The sequence below is a fragment of the Actinoplanes sp. NPDC048988 genome (assembly GCF_043197815.1).
GTDB lineage: Bacteria > Actinomycetota > Actinomycetes > Mycobacteriales > Micromonosporaceae > Actinoplanes.
Genome location: NZ_JBICTW010000004.1, coordinates 13,643 through 29,219, shown reverse-complemented (window position 1 = coordinate 29,219; position 15,577 = coordinate 13,643). Strand labels below are relative to the sequence as shown.

Annotated in this window: 10 protein-coding genes; 6 read left to right on the top strand and 4 right to left on the bottom strand. The window is 73.1% G+C overall.

Going from position 1 to position 15,577, the window contains the following annotated elements; all coding sequences use genetic code 11:
* Positions 1-56: 56 nt before the first annotated feature.
* The 3 genes from ACGFJ7_RS14440 to ACGFJ7_RS14430 all read right to left on the bottom strand — a co-directional run bounded on the left by ACGFJ7_RS14440 (position 57) and on the right by ACGFJ7_RS14430 (position 4,110).
* Positions 57-650, bottom strand: a complete 594-nt coding sequence (locus ACGFJ7_RS14440; protein WP_360239002.1) for a TetR/AcrR family transcriptional regulator — start codon at positions 648-650, stop codon at positions 57-59.
* Positions 651-689: 39 nt separating this feature from the next.
* A complete protein-coding gene (locus ACGFJ7_RS14435; protein WP_392642438.1) occupies positions 690-2,585 on the bottom strand; it encodes a GTP-binding protein in 1,896 nt (631 codons plus the stop codon).
* A gap of 124 nt (positions 2,586-2,709) precedes the next feature.
* Complete coding sequence (locus ACGFJ7_RS14430) at positions 2,710-4,110, bottom strand: MFS transporter (protein WP_360238996.1); 1,401 nt, start codon at positions 4,108-4,110, stop codon at positions 2,710-2,712.
* Positions 4,111-4,213: 103 nt separating this feature from the next.
* Between ACGFJ7_RS14430 and ACGFJ7_RS14425 the strand changes: the two genes are divergently transcribed.
* From ACGFJ7_RS14425 to ACGFJ7_RS14410, 4 genes are all read left to right on the top strand, one after another.
* Positions 4,214-6,061, top strand: coding sequence for an ATP-binding protein (locus tag ACGFJ7_RS14425; RefSeq protein WP_360238993.1), 1,848 nt, complete (start codon positions 4,214-4,216; stop codon positions 6,059-6,061).
* Positions 6,062-6,124: 63 nt separating this feature from the next.
* Complete coding sequence (locus ACGFJ7_RS14420) at positions 6,125-6,646, top strand: SigE family RNA polymerase sigma factor (RefSeq protein WP_360238990.1); 522 nt, start codon at positions 6,125-6,127, stop codon at positions 6,644-6,646.
* Complete coding sequence (locus tag ACGFJ7_RS14415) at positions 6,643-7,374, top strand: hypothetical protein (RefSeq protein ID WP_392642437.1); 732 nt, start codon at positions 6,643-6,645, stop codon at positions 7,372-7,374. The genes ACGFJ7_RS14420 and ACGFJ7_RS14415 overlap by 4 nt, the downstream gene beginning before the upstream one ends.
* 115 nt (positions 7,375-7,489) lie before the next feature.
* Positions 7,490-7,900, top strand: coding sequence for a MarR family transcriptional regulator (locus ACGFJ7_RS14410; RefSeq protein WP_360238984.1), 411 nt, complete (start codon positions 7,490-7,492; stop codon positions 7,898-7,900).
* On the opposite strand, the gene ACGFJ7_RS14405 is transcribed toward ACGFJ7_RS14410, so the two are convergent.
* The gene (locus tag ACGFJ7_RS14405; RefSeq protein WP_392642436.1) at positions 7,897-10,137 is read right to left on the bottom strand and encodes an ATP-binding protein; all 2,241 of its coding nucleotides are present in this window, start codon (positions 10,135-10,137) and stop codon (positions 7,897-7,899) included. The genes ACGFJ7_RS14410 and ACGFJ7_RS14405 overlap by 4 nt on opposite strands.
* Positions 10,138-10,287: 150 nt before the next feature.
* Between ACGFJ7_RS14405 and ACGFJ7_RS14400 the strand changes: the two genes are divergently transcribed.
* On the top strand, positions 10,288-12,888 hold the full coding sequence (locus ACGFJ7_RS14400; protein WP_392642435.1) for an AAA family ATPase: 2,601 nt from the start codon (positions 10,288-10,290) through the stop codon (positions 12,886-12,888).
* Complete coding sequence (locus ACGFJ7_RS14395) at positions 12,881-15,577, top strand: LuxR C-terminal-related transcriptional regulator (RefSeq protein ID WP_392642434.1); 2,697 nt, start codon at positions 12,881-12,883, stop codon at positions 15,575-15,577. The genes ACGFJ7_RS14400 and ACGFJ7_RS14395 overlap by 8 nt, the downstream gene beginning before the upstream one ends.

The following is a 15,577-nucleotide window of genomic DNA, read 5'->3' as shown; positions in this document are numbered from 1 at the left end:
GTCGAGCCGGCGGCCGGGCCGCAAGCTGAAGGGTGGGAGGAAGTAGGGGTGAAGGGTTAGGAGCGCGGCTCCCGGGTGAGCAAGGGCAGGACGATGTCGTCGACGAGGTGGTCGATGAAGGCCTGGTCGAGCGGCTCGCCCAGCGCGAACCGCCGCATGAAGACCATGGCCGGCACGATCTCCTCGATCAGCCGGGCGTCGTAACCGGGCCGGAGTTCGCCCCGGGCCACGGCCCGCTCGCAGATGGATTCCGCGAGCGGCAGTTTGGACTCCTGCATCTGGCGCAGCTGCATGGCGAGCTCGGGCTCGGTGTGCAGGGCCATGAACAGGCCGGCGAGGATCGGCCCCTGGTCGCTGCCGATCATGGTGGCCATGTCGCAGAACCAGGCTGTCAGGTCGCCGCGCAGCGTCCCGGTGTCGGGAAGCGGCTTGTCGACGGCCTTGCACACCCGTACGGCGTCCGCCACCAGCTCCGCCTTGGTGGGCCAGTGACGATAGAGGGTGGCCTTGCTCGCCTGGGCCCGGGCGGCCACCGCGTCCACCCGAAGCCCTTGATAGCCCGTCTCGCCGAGCAACTCGTAGGTCGCGCGCAGGATCGCCTGCTCCCGTTCCTGGTCGAGTTTGCGGGTGCGCGCAGCCTGGTCAGCCACGGCGGTCACCCCCTCTGCGAAACGAAACTGTTTCGTACACTACGCCTCCCGCTCAAACGACGCGATCTCCGAAGGCGATTGTGACGCAGCCGACGTACGGGGCCGAGGGTCGTACCGCTCGAAGGTCGTCTCCAGCACGCCCTCGCCGTGCGTGAGACCAGGAATCGCCTGCTCCAGTGCCCGGACCCACGCCGCCGGCACCAGCCCCTCGACCAGCGCCGCTGTGGAGCTCTCGGGAACCGCGCCGAACTTCCCGAGGGCGGCCAGCACCGCACCCAGCGTGGATTCGGGCACTTCGAGCCGAAAGCGGGAGATCGGCTCGCACACCACGGTCCCGGCCCGCTCCAGCGCCTCCCGCAGCACGATCGGCACCAGCTTGCGAAAATCGGCGGCCCGCGTCGCCGGCGAGACGAACCCCGTCCGCGTCGCCGTCACGTGCACATCAGTCACCCGCCAGCCGAAAAGACCGAAGGTCAAGGCCTCATTGACGTACGCCGTGAGCGACTCCCGAAACAGCTCGACCGCCTTGAACACGTGGATCGGCACCTGCTCCACCGGCACCTGAAGCGCGAAGGTCACGCCCGTGCCCGGCTCGACCCGCAGGTCGAGCGTCGCCAGCGTCGGGTTGCCGTCCTTCCCGAGCGTCCGGCCGGCACACCCGGTTCCGGCCGGCCGCTCGACGTGGATCGTCCGGGTCTCGGCAAAGACCACTTCGATGCCGTACGCCTCGGCGAGCGTGGCCCCGATGACCTCCTTCTGCACCTCGCCGTAGAGCGACACGGAGAGCTCGGCGCCGTCCTGCCGCAGATCGATCAGCGGATCCTGCCCCGCCAGTTCGCTCAGTGCCGCGTGCAGCCGCCGCCCCTCGGCCGGATCCCGGGGCCGCACCACGGATTCCAGGGTCGGCGGCGCGAAGATCTGCCCACCCACCGTCCCGGCCCCCAGGGTGTCCCCGATCCGCGCTTCCCGAAGCCCGTGCACCTTCCCGATCTGCCCCGCCACCAGAGCGGGCCGCCGTACACCGCCGCCACCCTCGATCGCCTCGATCGCGGTGACCACAGCCGGCACCCGATCACGGACGTGGACAGCACCGGAGAACATGCGGACGTAGGCGACCCGCCGCCCGTGGTCGTCCCGGTCGACTTTGAAGACCGTCCCGCTCAGGGGCCCGTCCGCGCGGCCGGGCGTCGTGGGCAGCAGGGTCGGCAGGGCGGCCATCAGCTCGCCGACGCCGGCACCGGTCACCGCCGACCCGAAGAAGACCGGATGCAGGAGCCCCGCGCGGGTCCGGGCGGTCAGAACGTCCCGCAAGCGGTCGTACGGCACGGACCGTTCGTCCCGCGCCCAGTCCGAAAGCAGGACGGGATCGCCCGAAACATCGACCAGTCGAGCGATGAAGTCCGCGTCCGCCGGGGCCGCGCCGAGCAGGCGGATCGTGGCGTTGGCGGTGCCCGCGTCGAGGACCGTGGCGGTGGGGAGGATGTTCGGGGTCAGGCGGGCTGCCAACTCGCGCAGGAGGGACTGTTCGCGGGCGCCGGGGCGGTCGATCTTGTTGACGAAGATCAGGGTGGGGATGCCGAGGCGGCGCAGGGTGCGCATCAGGATGCGGGTCTGCGCCTGTACACCCTCGACCGCCGACACCACCAGCACGGCCCCGTCAAGGATGCGCAGGGCCCGTTCCACCTCGGCGATGAAGTCCGGGTGGCCGGGAGTGTCGATGAGGTTGACCGTCACCTGGCCCACCGGGAACGACGCCACCGCCGTCTTGATGGTGATGCCGCGGCGGCGTTCGAGGTCGAGCGAATCGGTCTGGGTGTCGCCCGCGTCGACGCTGCCGATGTGGTCGGTCACCCCGCCCTCGTGGAGCAGGCGTTCGGTCAGGCTGGTCTTACCGGCGTCGACGTGCGCGACGACGCCCAGGTTGAGAAAGGGCACGCGGAGTCAGGTCCTTCGAGGCGGCGACGGTGGGCTTCGGGTGGGACCGGAAACCGCGCATCTCTCCTCCTCAAGAACAAGACCTGACCCCGGCACCGTAGCGCCCGCGAAAGCCGGGCGCTTCCTATTTAGTGGCCTCGTCGGCCGCCCGCGGGATCATCGCCGCCAGCCCCACCATCACGATCGCGACCAGCACCATGCCGATGAAGATGCGGTGCACCGCCTCGGTCAGCTTCGCCGGGTCGACCACGTCGCCCGAGCCGATGACCGCGTTGGCCAGCGCGCCGAACACCGCCGCGCCCAGGGCGCTGCCCAGCGAGCGCAGGAAGATGTTGTTCGCCGTCACCACGCCGCGTTCCGACCAGCCGACCGACGACTGGGCCGCGATCAGCGTCGGCGCCGCCGTCAGGCCCATGCCCAGGCCGATGACCAGGCAGTACGCGCCGACCGCCCAGATCGACGAGGTCTCGTCCAGCAGCAACAGCAGGGCCGAGCCGATCAGCACCAGCGTCGTGCCGATCAGCGCGCACATCCGGAATCCCAGGCGCAGGTAGACCCGGCCGGCCTGGCTGGCCGAGATCGGCCAGCCCAGGGTCAGGGCGGCCAGCGCGAACCCGGCCACCAGCGGGCCGGTGCCCAGCACGTCCTGGGCGTACGTGGGGACGTACGACGAAAGCCCCAGCAGGATCGCCCCGACACCGACCGCGAGTTGGCCGCTCGTGACCAGCAGCCGCCGGCGGAACACCCACAGCGGCAGGATGGGGGCGTTAGCCGTACGCTCGACGAACCCGAAGATCACCAGAAGGATGACGCCGAGCCCGAGCACCGCGAAGCTCGTCGTCGAGTCCCAGGCCCAGGCCTGCCCGCCCTCGAGCACGCCCAGCACCAGCAGCGTGAGGCCCGCGGTCAGCAGGGCCGCCCCGCGATAGTCGATCACCGGGTGGCCGCGTTCGACCCGCTCGTGGAAGCGGCGGAACATCACCGCGCCCGCGGCCAGGCAGAGCGGGATGTTCACCCAGAAGATCCACCGCCAGTCGACCCACTCGCTGAACACGCCGCCCAGGGTCGGGCCCACGACCGACGCCACGCCCCACACGCTGGCCACATAACCCTGGACCTTCGCTCTTTCCTGTACGGAGTAGAGGTCGCCCACGATCGTGATGGTCGTCGGCGCGATGGCGCCCGCGCCCAGGCCCTGCACGATCCGGAAGACGATCAGCGGGAGCATGCCCCAGGCCAGGCCGCACAGGATGGAGCCGACCAGGAACAGCCCGATGCCCCAGAGGATCACCGGCTTGCGGCCGAACAGGTCGTTGAGCTTGCCGTAGATGGGCACCGAGACGGCCTGGGCCAGCAGGTAGACCGTGAACAGCCAGGGGAACTCGGTGAAGCCGCCGATGTCGTCGACGATCGAGGGCACCGCGGTCGCGAGAATCGTCGAGTCGATCGCGATCAGCGCGGTGGAGAGCATGACGGCGCCGAGGACGGGCCCGCGCTCGGACCTCAGTCCAACGTTGTTAACCACCCTGATCGTCTACCCCTCGCCGTGGCCCGGCGCACACTCGGGCGGGGGAGAAGAGTGCAGTATCACCCCTTTCCTGACCACCGCGTGCCTAGCGTGGTCACTTGTGTCGCTTGTTGTCGTGGCCGAGGACAATCTTGATCACCAGAGGGTGATCGCGCAGGTCATCCGCCGTCTCGGTCATGAGGTGGTGGTGGCCGGGGACGGCCGGGCCGGGCTGGAGGCGGTCGCCGCGCACCGGCCGGTCCTGCTGGTGGCCGACGTCGACATGCCGGAGATGGACGGGCTGGAGCTGTGCCGCGCGCTGCGCGAGGATCCGGAGCTGGCCGCGACACCGGTGGTGCTGATCACCGCCTATCTGCTGCCCGGCGATCAGCGCCTGGCCGGCACCGGCGCGCTCGACGTGATCGGCAAGCCGTTCAGCGTGCCGGAATTGACCCAGAGGCTGGGTCTGGTCCTCGAGAAGTTGGACAATGCGGTCGACGTGACCGTCCAGGCGCTGCTCGACACGCTCGACGCCGGAGTGATCATCTGCGACGCGACCGGGCGGATCACCGCGACCAACCTGGCCGTCCCCGAGGCGTACGGCGAAATCCTGTCCCGAGCTCTCGCCGGGGAGAAGCTCCGCGATGTCGAGGTGATCGGCCGGGACCGGTGGTACGCCGTGAACGCCACCCCCGTCACCACGGCGGACGGCACGATCACCGGGGCCGTGGCCACCTTCCACGACCGCACGTACGAGCACCGCTCCCGCGAGTACCAGCAGTGCGAGACCGAGGTCCTGCGCGTGCTGGCCGACCACACCCACGCCCTCGACGCCACCGACCGCATCCTGCACGCCATCGGTTCGACGCTCGGCTGGCCGTACGTCCGGCTCTGGCTGGTCGACGAGGTCACCGACGTGCTGCGCCCGGCCGGCAACTACACCGCGCCGGGGGAGCGCTCGCTGCCCACTCCGGCCAGCATGTCCCGCGGCTCCGGCCTGGCCGGATCGTGCTGGGCCACGATGGAGCCGCTGTGGATCCCGGACATCCACGCCCACGACTCACCGGTCCTTCCGTACGTGGCCTCGGAAAGCGCCTTCCAGGCCGGCGGCGCGGTGCCCGTGCGCAGCGGCGACCGGGTGATCGGGGTGCTGAGCTTCTTCACGCACACCCGGCAGGAGCCCGACCCGGCCCTGGCCGTGCTGCTGACCGGCGTGGCCGGGCTGATCGGCGCCTTCCTGGAGCAGCGCCGGGCCGAGGTGCTGGCCCTGCACCTGGCCGCCGCCACCGACGAGTACATCGCGCTGGTCGGCCACGAGCTGCGCACCCCGCTGACCTCGATCGGCGCCTACGTCGACCTGATCGCCGAATCGCCCGACGAGACGCCGATGGGCGAGGTCCGCGAGATGCTCGACGTGGTGCAGCGCAACAACGTGCGCCTGCGCGACCTGGTCGAGAAGCTGCTCGACCTGGCCGCCCTGGAGTCCGGGCACGCCCAGCTCACCATCGTCCCGGTCGACCTGGTCGAGGTGGTGGCGGCCGCGATCGTCGCCATCTCGTCCGCCGCCGGTGAACGGCGGATCACGATCGAGACCACGATGCCGGCCGAGCTGACCGTCCCCGGCGACCGCGACCGCCTGCGCCAGGTGGTCGACGCCCTGCTCGGCAACGCGGTGAAATTCAGCGGCACCGACTCCACGGTGGCCATCACCCTCACCGACGAACACGGCGAAGCGGCCGTCATGACCGTGGCCGACCAGGGCGTCGGCGTGGCCCCGAGCGAACAGGCCCGCCTGTTCCGCCGCCTCTACCGCGGCGGCAACGCCCGGCACACCGGCATCCCGGGCGCCGGCCTGGGCCTGGCCCTGTGCCGCGTGGTGGTCGAACGCCACCACGGCTCGATCACCCTGGCCTCCCAGGAGGCGGCCGGGACGAAGGTGACGGTCCGCCTGCCCCGGCACCGCGACTGAAAAGGCGCAACCGAACGTAGGGTTCGCTCGTCTTGGTGCTCATGAAACGACGAGAGGCGTCAGATGGCCCGCGGTGACGACGACTTCATCGCGTTCGCCCAGGCGAGTTCCTCACGGCTGCAACGTGCGGCGTACCTGCTCACCGGCGACCAGCACCAGGCCGAGGAGGCGGCCCAGGCCACCCTGGTCCGGGTGTACGCGGCCTGGGGGCGGGTCCGCCGCAAGGACCCTTACGCGTACGCCCGTGTGGTGCTCACCAACCTGGTCACCGACCAGTGGCGCCGGCCGATGCGGGAGTACGCGACCGAGACCATGCCGGAACCGCCGGCGTCCGAGGACGTGGCCGACGTGGTGTCGAAACGGCGCTGGCTGATCGGCGCTCTGCGGGCGTTGTCACCGCGGGAACGGGCGGTGATCGTGCTCCGGCACTTCTTCGACGCCAGCGAGGCGGAGGTGGCCCGCGAACTCGGCCTGCCGGCGGGCACCGTGAAAAGCCTCAACTCGCGCGCCCTGGCGAAACTGCGCATCACGGCCGGCCTCGTCCCGCCGCTGCGCACCGAGACGGAAGCAGGGGTAGGGCTGTGACGCTGCAGGACCTGAAGGACGCGATGCACTCGCCACCGGATTTCCGGCCCGCCCCTGTGGACCTGGAGCGGGTGATGGCCGCCGGTGGGCGGATGCGGCGCCGGCGCCGGTTCGCCGTCGGTGGCGCGTCCGCGCTGACGGTGGCGGCTCTGCTGATCGGCGGCAGCCAGCTGGCCGGCCTCGGCGGTCCGGCCGGCTCCCTGCCGGCGGCCGGCCGATCGGCGCCGTCAGCCGACGGTCCCTCCGGTGGTTCCCCGGCCGCCGGCGTGCTCGGCCCGATCGTCGAGACCGGCCGCCAGAGCGAGGGCCGGCGATGGATCCTCTACGTCGAGACGGCCGACCCGGACCGGCTCGACGAGACGCTCACCCTGGTGCTGGGGCGTACCCGGACCGGCACGATCGACGACTTCCGCCGCGAGATCGTCAGCAGTGACGCGCAAACCGATCGGATGGCACCCGGCTTCCACGCGATCACCGCCGGCCGGCTGCTCGACGGCCATACCACTCCGACTTTCGGCTACTACGTCGGCGACGCCGCCCGGATCACCGCCCGCGACACCGCCACCGGCCGGACCGTCGAAGCGAAACGGGCGCCCTGGAGCGGCTTCGCCGCCACGGACGAGGCACAGATCTTCTGGTTCGACTTCGCCGAAGGGCGGCCTCCGGCCACCCTGACCGATCTGACCGCGTACGACAGCAAGGGCACCCCACAGCACGCCGGCGGATGAGCCGGGTTCACGCCGCCGAGTCGCCCAGGTTGGACGCGGCCAGCGCCAGCCGGCCCCGGCGCCGGCGCCGGCCGCACCCGACATCACTTCTACAGGCTCGCTGTAGACTCGGCTCATGGAGGACAGCGAGCTCGCGGAAGCGCTCCGGGCCGCGATCGGCGACTTCGTGCGACGGGCCCGCGCCGGCGATCGCATGCCGCCGGGCCAGGCCGCCGTTCTCGGGCACCTCGACCGGGAGGGGCCGCTCTCCATCGCCGATCTCGCCCGTCGTGACCAGGTCCGGCACCAGTCCATGACCCGCACCGTCCACCTGCTGCACGACCGGGGCCACGTCACGCTGAGCCCGCACGAGGCCGACAAGCGCCAGCTCGCCGTGGAGATCTCCGCAGCCGGCCGCGCGGCCCTGGCGGACGAGCGCCGCCACCGGGCCGACGGCATCACCCGGGCCCTCCGTGACGACCTCAACGAACAGGAGCGCGAGGTGGTGCGCCGGATCCCCGAGATCCTGGGCAAACTCCGGGTCTAGCCCGGGCCCAGCTGCCGTTCCAACTCGGCCATCCGGGCCCGCACCGGGCCGAGCCGCGGGGCCTCGGCGCCCAACTCGGCCAGCAGCTCTCGCGCCGCCTCGAGGTCGGCCCGTCCGGACGCCGTCTCGCCGAGCCGCGCGTACACGAGCGCCCGGTCCACCCGTGCCGTCAGCAGAACATCGTGCGGCTGCTCCAGTCGCTCGGCGGCCGCGATCGAGTCGCCGGCCCGCCGCAGCGCCGCCGGCCAGCGCTCGGCCTCCACCTCGATCTCCGTCAGGAAGCCCCGGACGCCTGCGACGATGTACAGCGCGATGCGCGGGGACGGGGCGGTGGCCGGGTCTGTCACCGCCTCGATGACGTCCTCGAAGAGCGGAACGGCGTCGTCGGCCGAGCCCATGCCGCGGACCGCCATCGCGCACAGGGTCAACCCGTTGGGCAAGCCCTCCCGGTCGCCGGTGGCGCGGAAACCGGCGACCGCGGCCCGGGCGTGCTCCAGCGATGCGGACCACTGCCGCGCCTCGTGCGACGCCCATGCGGCGTAGTACTCGGCCCACGCGATCTGTCTCCGGTCGCCGGACCGCACGGCGCACTCCAGCGCCCGCCGGGCCGGCTCGATCGCCTGCTCCGGCTGTCTCAGGCAGACGATGTGGACCCAGGCCAGATATCCGAGGTGAACGGCGCGCAGAGCGTCGTCATCCAGTCGCTCCGCGGCCCGGCTGGAGAGCGTGAAGACGTCCTCCCATTGCGGCCACGACGCCCAGCCGTCGGAGAACCAGTGCAGTGACTCGGCGACGTCGACCACCCGCCGGTCATCGCCGTCCTCCGCGGCCTGCCGGAGCGCGGGCAACCAGTTCTCGGCCTCGGCGCGCAGCCAGTCACCGGCCCGCGCCTCGGTGGTCAGCCCGGCCGCCACGGCGGCATCCGGCCGGGTGGCGTGGAATTCGGGTTCGAAGAACCGGCCGGCCATCATGGCGGTGTCCAGCAGCCAGACGTCCCGGCGGCGCGTCAGGCGCTCCCGCTCGGCGGCGCTCTCCTCCCGGCCCAACTGGACGCCGGCGTACAACCGCAGCAGGTCGTGGAACTCGAAGCGCCCGTCCGGCCGCAGCTGGAGCAGACTGAGCTCCACCAACTCGTCGAGCGCCGTCTCGGTCACCGGCGCCGGCTCGCCCACCAGTACGCCGGCCAGTTCCGTACCGGTCGACGGGCCGGCCACCAGGGCCAGCCGCCGGAACAGCCGGCGCGCGATCCCGGACAGCTGCTCGTACGACAGCGTGAAGGCGGCCTCGATCCGCAGATCGCCGGCGGTCAGCGCGTCGAGTCGCCGTTCTTGCGCGGCCAGCCGGACGATGAGGTCCTCCGGCGTCCACCCGGGCCGGCTGGCCAGCCTGTTGCCGGCGATCCGCAGCGCGAGGGGGACGTTGACACACAGCTCGGCGATGCGGCGCAGGCCCTCCGGCGGGCTGTCCTCATCGAGGATGCGCGTGAGCAACGTCAGCGCGTCCGGATCGGGCAGCGCGCCCAAGCGCACCCGGTGGACGCCCTCGAGGCCGCTCAACCGCCGCCGGCTGGTCACCAGCACGACGACCGGGCCGTTCGGCGGAATCACCGGGCGCACCTGGTCCTCGTCCACGGCGTTGTCCAGCACGACGACGAGCCGCCGTTCGCGGACCAGGGAGTGCCACAGCGCCGCCGCCTCCTCGGTCTTGCGCGGAACCGCCCGCTGCGCCGGGCTGACCGCGCGGATCAGCCGGCCGAGCACCGCGTCCGGTGTGAGAGGCCGGGTGTCCAGGCCACGCAGGTCGACGAAGAGCCGCTCCTCGGCCGTCCACGCCTGAGCGGCCTGTACCGCGAGAGAGGTCTTGCCGATACCCGGGGCGCCGGAGATCACCACCAGCGCCGGCGTCAGCTCGGCCCAGCCCGCGATGCGGGCGAGGTCGTCGTCTCGACCGGTGAAGTCGAGCGCCGCCCGAGGCAGCGGAAGCCCTCCCACGACCGCCGGGGACCGCGGAGCCCGGGCCGCCGCGGCCAGAGCGGCCCGCTGATCGGGATCGAGCCGAAGCCCGTCCGCGATCAACTGCACCGTGCTGACCCGAGGGCGGCGGCTGACGCCGCGTTCCATGTCGCTGATCGCCCGGCCGGTGACCCCTGACGCCTCGGCCAGTTGGTCCAGGGTGAGCCCGGCGGTGACGCGCAGCCGGCGCAGCAGCGTCCCGAACGAGGCACCATCGTCTGCCATATGCCATCTCCCCAGCTCACGCGAAGGGTCCACCCTCTCACGGTTCGTTTCTTCATCCTTTCTTCGTGGCGGGGAGATCGGCCCGGTTGATCGAATGACGTGCCCGTACCACAGCGTCGTGCCGGAGGGGATCGCATGGGGTCACCAACGTTGGCCGGACGTGAGCGCGAGCTCGCCCACCTCGGCGCCTTCGTCGAATCGTCGACGACCGGGCCGCGATCGCTCGTGCTGCTCGGCGAAGCCGGCATCGGCAAGTCCGCGCTGCTCGGCGCGGCCGCGTCGCTGGCCCGGGCGCGTGGCTTCCGGGTTTTCGCCCTCCATCCGGGCCGCCCGCTGCCGTGGGCGTTGCTCCGCGCGCTGTGCACCCCGCGCCTCGACCCGGCGGCGCGGGCCTGGCTCGCCACCGGCCAAAGGCTCGATCCGGCGCTGCTCACGGCGCTGCTGCTCGGCCTCGACCGGCTCACCGCACGGCGGCCGGCGCTCCTGCTGATCGACCGCGCCGGCCGGTGCGACCCCGCGACGATGCGCCTGTTGACCGAGGTACTGCGGCACGCCGGAACCAGCCCCGTCGGCGTGCTGCTGGCCGCCCGCGGCGATGAGGGGCCACCGGGGCTCGGCGCCGAGATCAATCGATATCCGGTGGGGCCCCTGGAGAGCCGGGCCGCGGCCCGGTTGCTCACCAGCCGGGCCGGCCTCGAGGCGGGCGCACCCCGCAGCGTGGCCCTGCGCCGAGCGGCCGGCAACCCGCTGGCTCTGCTCTCCACCCGGGCGCCGGTGGAGTTCCGGCAGCGGCTCGACGGCCTTCCGCACGCCACCCGCCGGCTGCTGCTGTGTGCGGCGGTCGCCGCGGACACCGAGCCTCTCGCCGTGCTCAACCGGGCCGGCGCGGGCGCCGCTGACCTGCGTGACTGGCAACCGGCCGAGGACATCGGCCTGATCAGCGTGGTCGACGGGCGGGTCAGCTTCCGGCATCCGCTGATCCGGGAGGCCTGCACCGAGGCGGCGGGCGAGGCGGAGGTACGGCGGGCCCACCACGACCTCGCCGCCCGCACCGACGATCCGTACCATCGGGCGCTGCATCGCGCCCTGGCCGCCGACCGGCCGGACGAACCGGCGGCCGCGGCGATCGAGGAGAACGCCGACCACCTCGGCCGGCGGGCCGACTTCGTGGCCGAGGCGCAGGCGATGCGGACAGCGGCGGAGCGCAGCCCCGCTCCCGCCGACGCGGCGCGGCGCTACGCCAAAGCCGTCGTCGCCGCTTACCGCTCGGGCGAGCCGGCCTGGGCGATCGAGCTCTATCGGGCGGTGGCCGCGCTGACCAGCGACCCGGACGTCCTCGGTGCCGCCAGTGTCGGTGCCGGGATCGCGATGATTCACCTGGGCCGGCTGACCGAGGCGTTCGAGCTGCTCCGGGCGGCGGTGCTCGGCCGGCCCGGCGACGGGCAGGTGGCCATGGTCGCGGTGGCCGCGGCGGCCAACGCGGCGATGCTCTCCGGCGTGGCCGCGCACCGCGAGCAGCTGCCCGCCCTGCTCGATCTGGTCGTCGACGGCACCGGCGGCGAGCTCGGCGAGGCCATGATTCCCGGATCGGCGAACCCCGCCACCCGGGCCTCCGTGCTCGCCGTCGCCGGCCTCGGCGGCCCAGGACACGACGACGACCCCGCTCCGCTCTCCGCGATCGCCGAACACGCGCGGCTGATGGGCACCAGCACGGTCGCCTGGCTGCGGGACGACTCAGCGCGTGCCGCCGCCGAGCTGTCCGCGCTCTGGCAGGGCTTCCGCGCCTACGGGGCGCCGGGTGCGCTGGCCGCCCGGGTCCCCGTGATGATCCTCGCGATGATCGACAGCGGCCGGTGGGCCGAGGCCGACGAGGCGCTCGAACAAGCCGACGGCGTGGCCGCCGTGGGCGACATGACCCTGCTGCTGAACGCGCTGCCGGCCCTGCGTTCCACGTTGGACGCGCTACGGCACGGCGGTGCCGCCCCGGTGCGGGTCCGGCCGTGGCCGACCGGCGACGCCTTCACCGAGAGCCTCCGGCGGCGGGCGTTCGGGACGATCGCTCTGACGGCGGGCGACTACGAGACGGCGTACGGGCACTTCCGTGCGATGTTCGGTTCGGACGGCGGGCCGATCCACTATTTCCTCGGCCCGCGCTCGCTTCCCCAGTTGGCGCTGTCCGCCACCGGCGGGGTGCGGCGCGCGCAGGCGCGGCGGATCCTGCGAGCCTGCCGCCAACGGGCCGGCGAGAACGTCACCGCGCGTCTGGCGATGCTGTTGGCCCACTCCGAGGCTGTGCTCGACGACACCGAAGCAGCCGCCGGGCACTTCCGCGACGCGCTGAGCGATCCGGACCTGGCGGCGCAATGGCCGTTGGAGTATGCCGAGGCACAACTCAACTTCGCGGTGTGGCTACGACGGCGACGGCGGCCGGTCGAGGCCCGCCGGCATCTGCCGCCCGCGCTCGAGACGTTCCGGCGGCTGGGGGCGAACCCGCACGCCGAGCAGGCGCTCAAATATCTGCCCCAGGACGACGAGCGCTCCGACCCGGCGCGCGCGTTCGCCGCGCTGACCGCGCAGAAGCAGGCGATCGCCCGGCTGGCCGCCGGCGGAATGACCAACCGGGAGATCGGCCGGCGTCTCGCCCTGTCCCCGCGCACGGTCGGCTCCCACCTGTACGGCATCTATCCGCAGCTGCGCGTGAGCAACCGCAACCAGCTGCGCGTCCTGCTCGGCGGCCGGCGCGATGCCTGACATCCTCGGCGTCCCCGGCCCGGGTCTGATCGGCCGCGAACGCGAACAGGACCGGCTCGCGGAGTGCCTGAGCGGCGGCGGCGCCGTGCTTTTCACCGGCGAGCGGGGGATCGGCAAGTCCCGGCTCCTCGACGCGGCGGCCGGACAGGCCCGAAGGGACGGCCACCGCATCGTCCAAGTGCACGTCCCGCCCGATCCGCAGGCCGGTCCGCCGCCCGATCCGCAGGCCGGTCCGCTGGTCGGCGCGCCGGCCCTGATCCGGCGGCTGCTCCTGGCCCTGCGCCACGATTTGCCGGGCCTTCCCGGCCCGGCCGCGCGAGCCGCCCGAGCCGCCCTCGGTCTGCACACGGATCAGGCCCCGGCCGCCGCGCCGCCGACGGGCGGGGACATCTCGATGCGTTCCGCGCTGTGCGCGGTGGTGGCCGCGATCGACCGGCGCCGGCCGGTGCTGATCATCGCGGACGACGTGGACCGTCTCGCCCCGGACGAGGCGGCCCTGCTGGCCGAGCTCGGCGGGGCGGCCCGCGCACTGGTCGCCGCCGGGTGCGGAGGACGGATCCCGGCCGCGCTGGCCGGACTTCCCGTCGTCGAGCTGGGGCCGCTCGACCGCGAGAGCGCCGTACGCCTGGTCGAGGCTCAGGCCGACCCGCCCCTCGGGCGGCGCCGGGCCGAGATCCTGCACCGGGCCGCCGGCAACCCGGCCGCCCTGGTCGAGCTCTGCGCCGGTCTGCCCGCGGCCCGCATCCTGCAGACCGAGTTCGGCTCGAAGCTGGCGGCGCTGCCTGAACCCACCCGCCGGCTGCTGCTGCATCTTGCCGTCGCCGTCCCGCCGGCCGATCCGGAAAGAGTCGCCGCGGCCGCCGGAGATGAGACCTGGCCGCCCGCCGAGCGGGCGGGCCTGGTGTCCCGGACCGGCGCGGTCGCCCGCTTCGCTCATCCGCTCGCGGCCGAGGCGGCGTATCGCAGCGGCTCCGTCCACCAGCGCCACCAGGCGCATCACAATCTGGCCGCGAAGCTGCCGCCCGCCTCCGCGGAGTACGCACTTCACCTCGCCGCCGTGACCTCCGGCCCCGACGAGCCGATCGCGTCGGCGCTGGAGTCGGCCGCCGCCGTCTTCCGGGCCCGCGGCGCGCTGTTCGAGGCCGCGACGGCCATGGAACAGGCGGCCGAGCGGTCGCCCGCTTTCCCCGCCGCCGCCCGGCGCTATGCGCAGGCGGCCATGGACGCCCGGAACCTGGGGGAGCCCGAATGGACCGGCGAGCTGTACGCCCAGGTGCGGCGCCTCACCAGCGACCCGGACACGGTCAACCTGGCGGCGCACGCGGCGGCCACCGCGCTGTCCCGGGCCGGACGTCAGCACGAGGCGTACGGGATGGTGGCCGCCGCCCGCCGGGCCGGTTCGCCGGCCGATCCGCGGACCGCGTCGGCGCTGGCCGGGCTGGCCGCTGTCGTCGCCGCCACGTCCGGCGACGAGGAGCACCGGCTCGGTCTCGCGCCGATGCTGGCCGAGACCGCCCCGGACGCCGACCCGCTGGTGGTTGCCTTCGTCCGGCTGGTCCTGGAGCCGGCGTCGCACGCCGGCCGCGCGGTCTGCGACGCCACCCCCGTCCCGGCCGGTGATGCCGTGCTCACCCCGGCCGACCGGTACCGCCTCAACATCGTCGGCACGATCGCCGCGTACGAGAATCGCTCCCGGCTCGCGGTCGGCCTGCTGCGGTCGTCGATGGGCGGTGAGCCCGACCCGCGCTCGTCCCTGACCGGCATCGAGATGATGCCGACCCTCGTCGGTGCGCTGATCGACGTCGGGGACTGGGCGGAGGCCGAGCGGCAGGCGCAAGCGGTCGACGGGGCCGGGCTGCCCGTGCTGGCCGCCGGCATGGCTGCTCTGCGAGCCCAGGTGCACGCGCTGCGGGGCGACGCCGCGCGGGCCCGTCGCCTGGCCCGGCAGACGGTGACCCGGATCGACATCCGGCAGCACCGGGCCATTCACGTCCGCCTGCTGCGCGCGGAAAGCCTCGCGTCCACGATCGACGGCGACTACGAGAACGCCTACCGCCACCTGCGGTCGATGTTCGACGGCAAGGGCCGCCCCCTGCATTCCTTCCTGGCGCCGCGGCACGTCGCCGATCTGGCGGCCGCGGCGGTCCGGAGTGGCCGGGCGGCCGATGCCCGCGTCATCGTCGACCGGGTCCGGCTGGGCGCCGGAGATCGGCCGAGTGTCCGGCTGACGCTGTTGCTGGACCTTGCCGAGGCCCTGCTGGGCTACGGCGAACGGGCCGAGGAGCATTTCCGGCGGGCGACCGGCGATCCGGCCGCCGGCGAATGGCCGTACGAGCGGGCCGTCGCCTGGCTGCACTATGGGGAATGGCTCCGCCGGGCCCGTCGCCCGCGCGACGCCAGGACCGTGTTGTCCCGGGCCGAGGACGCCTTCCATCGGCTCGGTGCGGTCCACGCCGCCGAACTGGCCGGCCGTGAGCTGCGTGCGGGCGGGCAGAGAAGCGGGGGCGAGGGCCCGCTCACCGCGCAGGAACGGCAGGTGGCCGAGCTGGCGGCTCGCGGTCTGCGGAACAAGGAGATCGCCGAACGGCTGTTCATCTCGGTTCGCACAGTGGCCGCCCACCTGCGCAGCGTCTATCCCAAGCTCGGCGTCAGCGGCCGAGGACAGTTGGGAGACGCGCTCCCGCGGTGA

Excerpts from the sequence above, each read along its gene's own strand:
- ACGFJ7_RS14410 (WP_360238984.1), top strand. The coding sequence starts at position 7,490 with ATGGAGGACAGCGAGCTCGCGGAAGCGCTCCGGGCCGCGATCGGCGAC.
- ACGFJ7_RS14420 (WP_360238990.1), top strand. The coding sequence starts at position 6,125 with ATGGCCCGCGGTGACGACGACTTCATCGCGTTCGCCCAGGCGAGTTCC.
- ACGFJ7_RS14395 (WP_392642434.1), top strand. The coding sequence starts at position 12,881 with ATGCCTGACATCCTCGGCGTCCCCGGCCCGGGTCTGATCGGCCGCGAA.
- ACGFJ7_RS14405 (WP_392642436.1), bottom strand. The coding sequence starts at position 10,137 with ATGGCAGACGATGGTGCCTCGTTCGGGACGCTGCTGCGCCGGCTGCGC.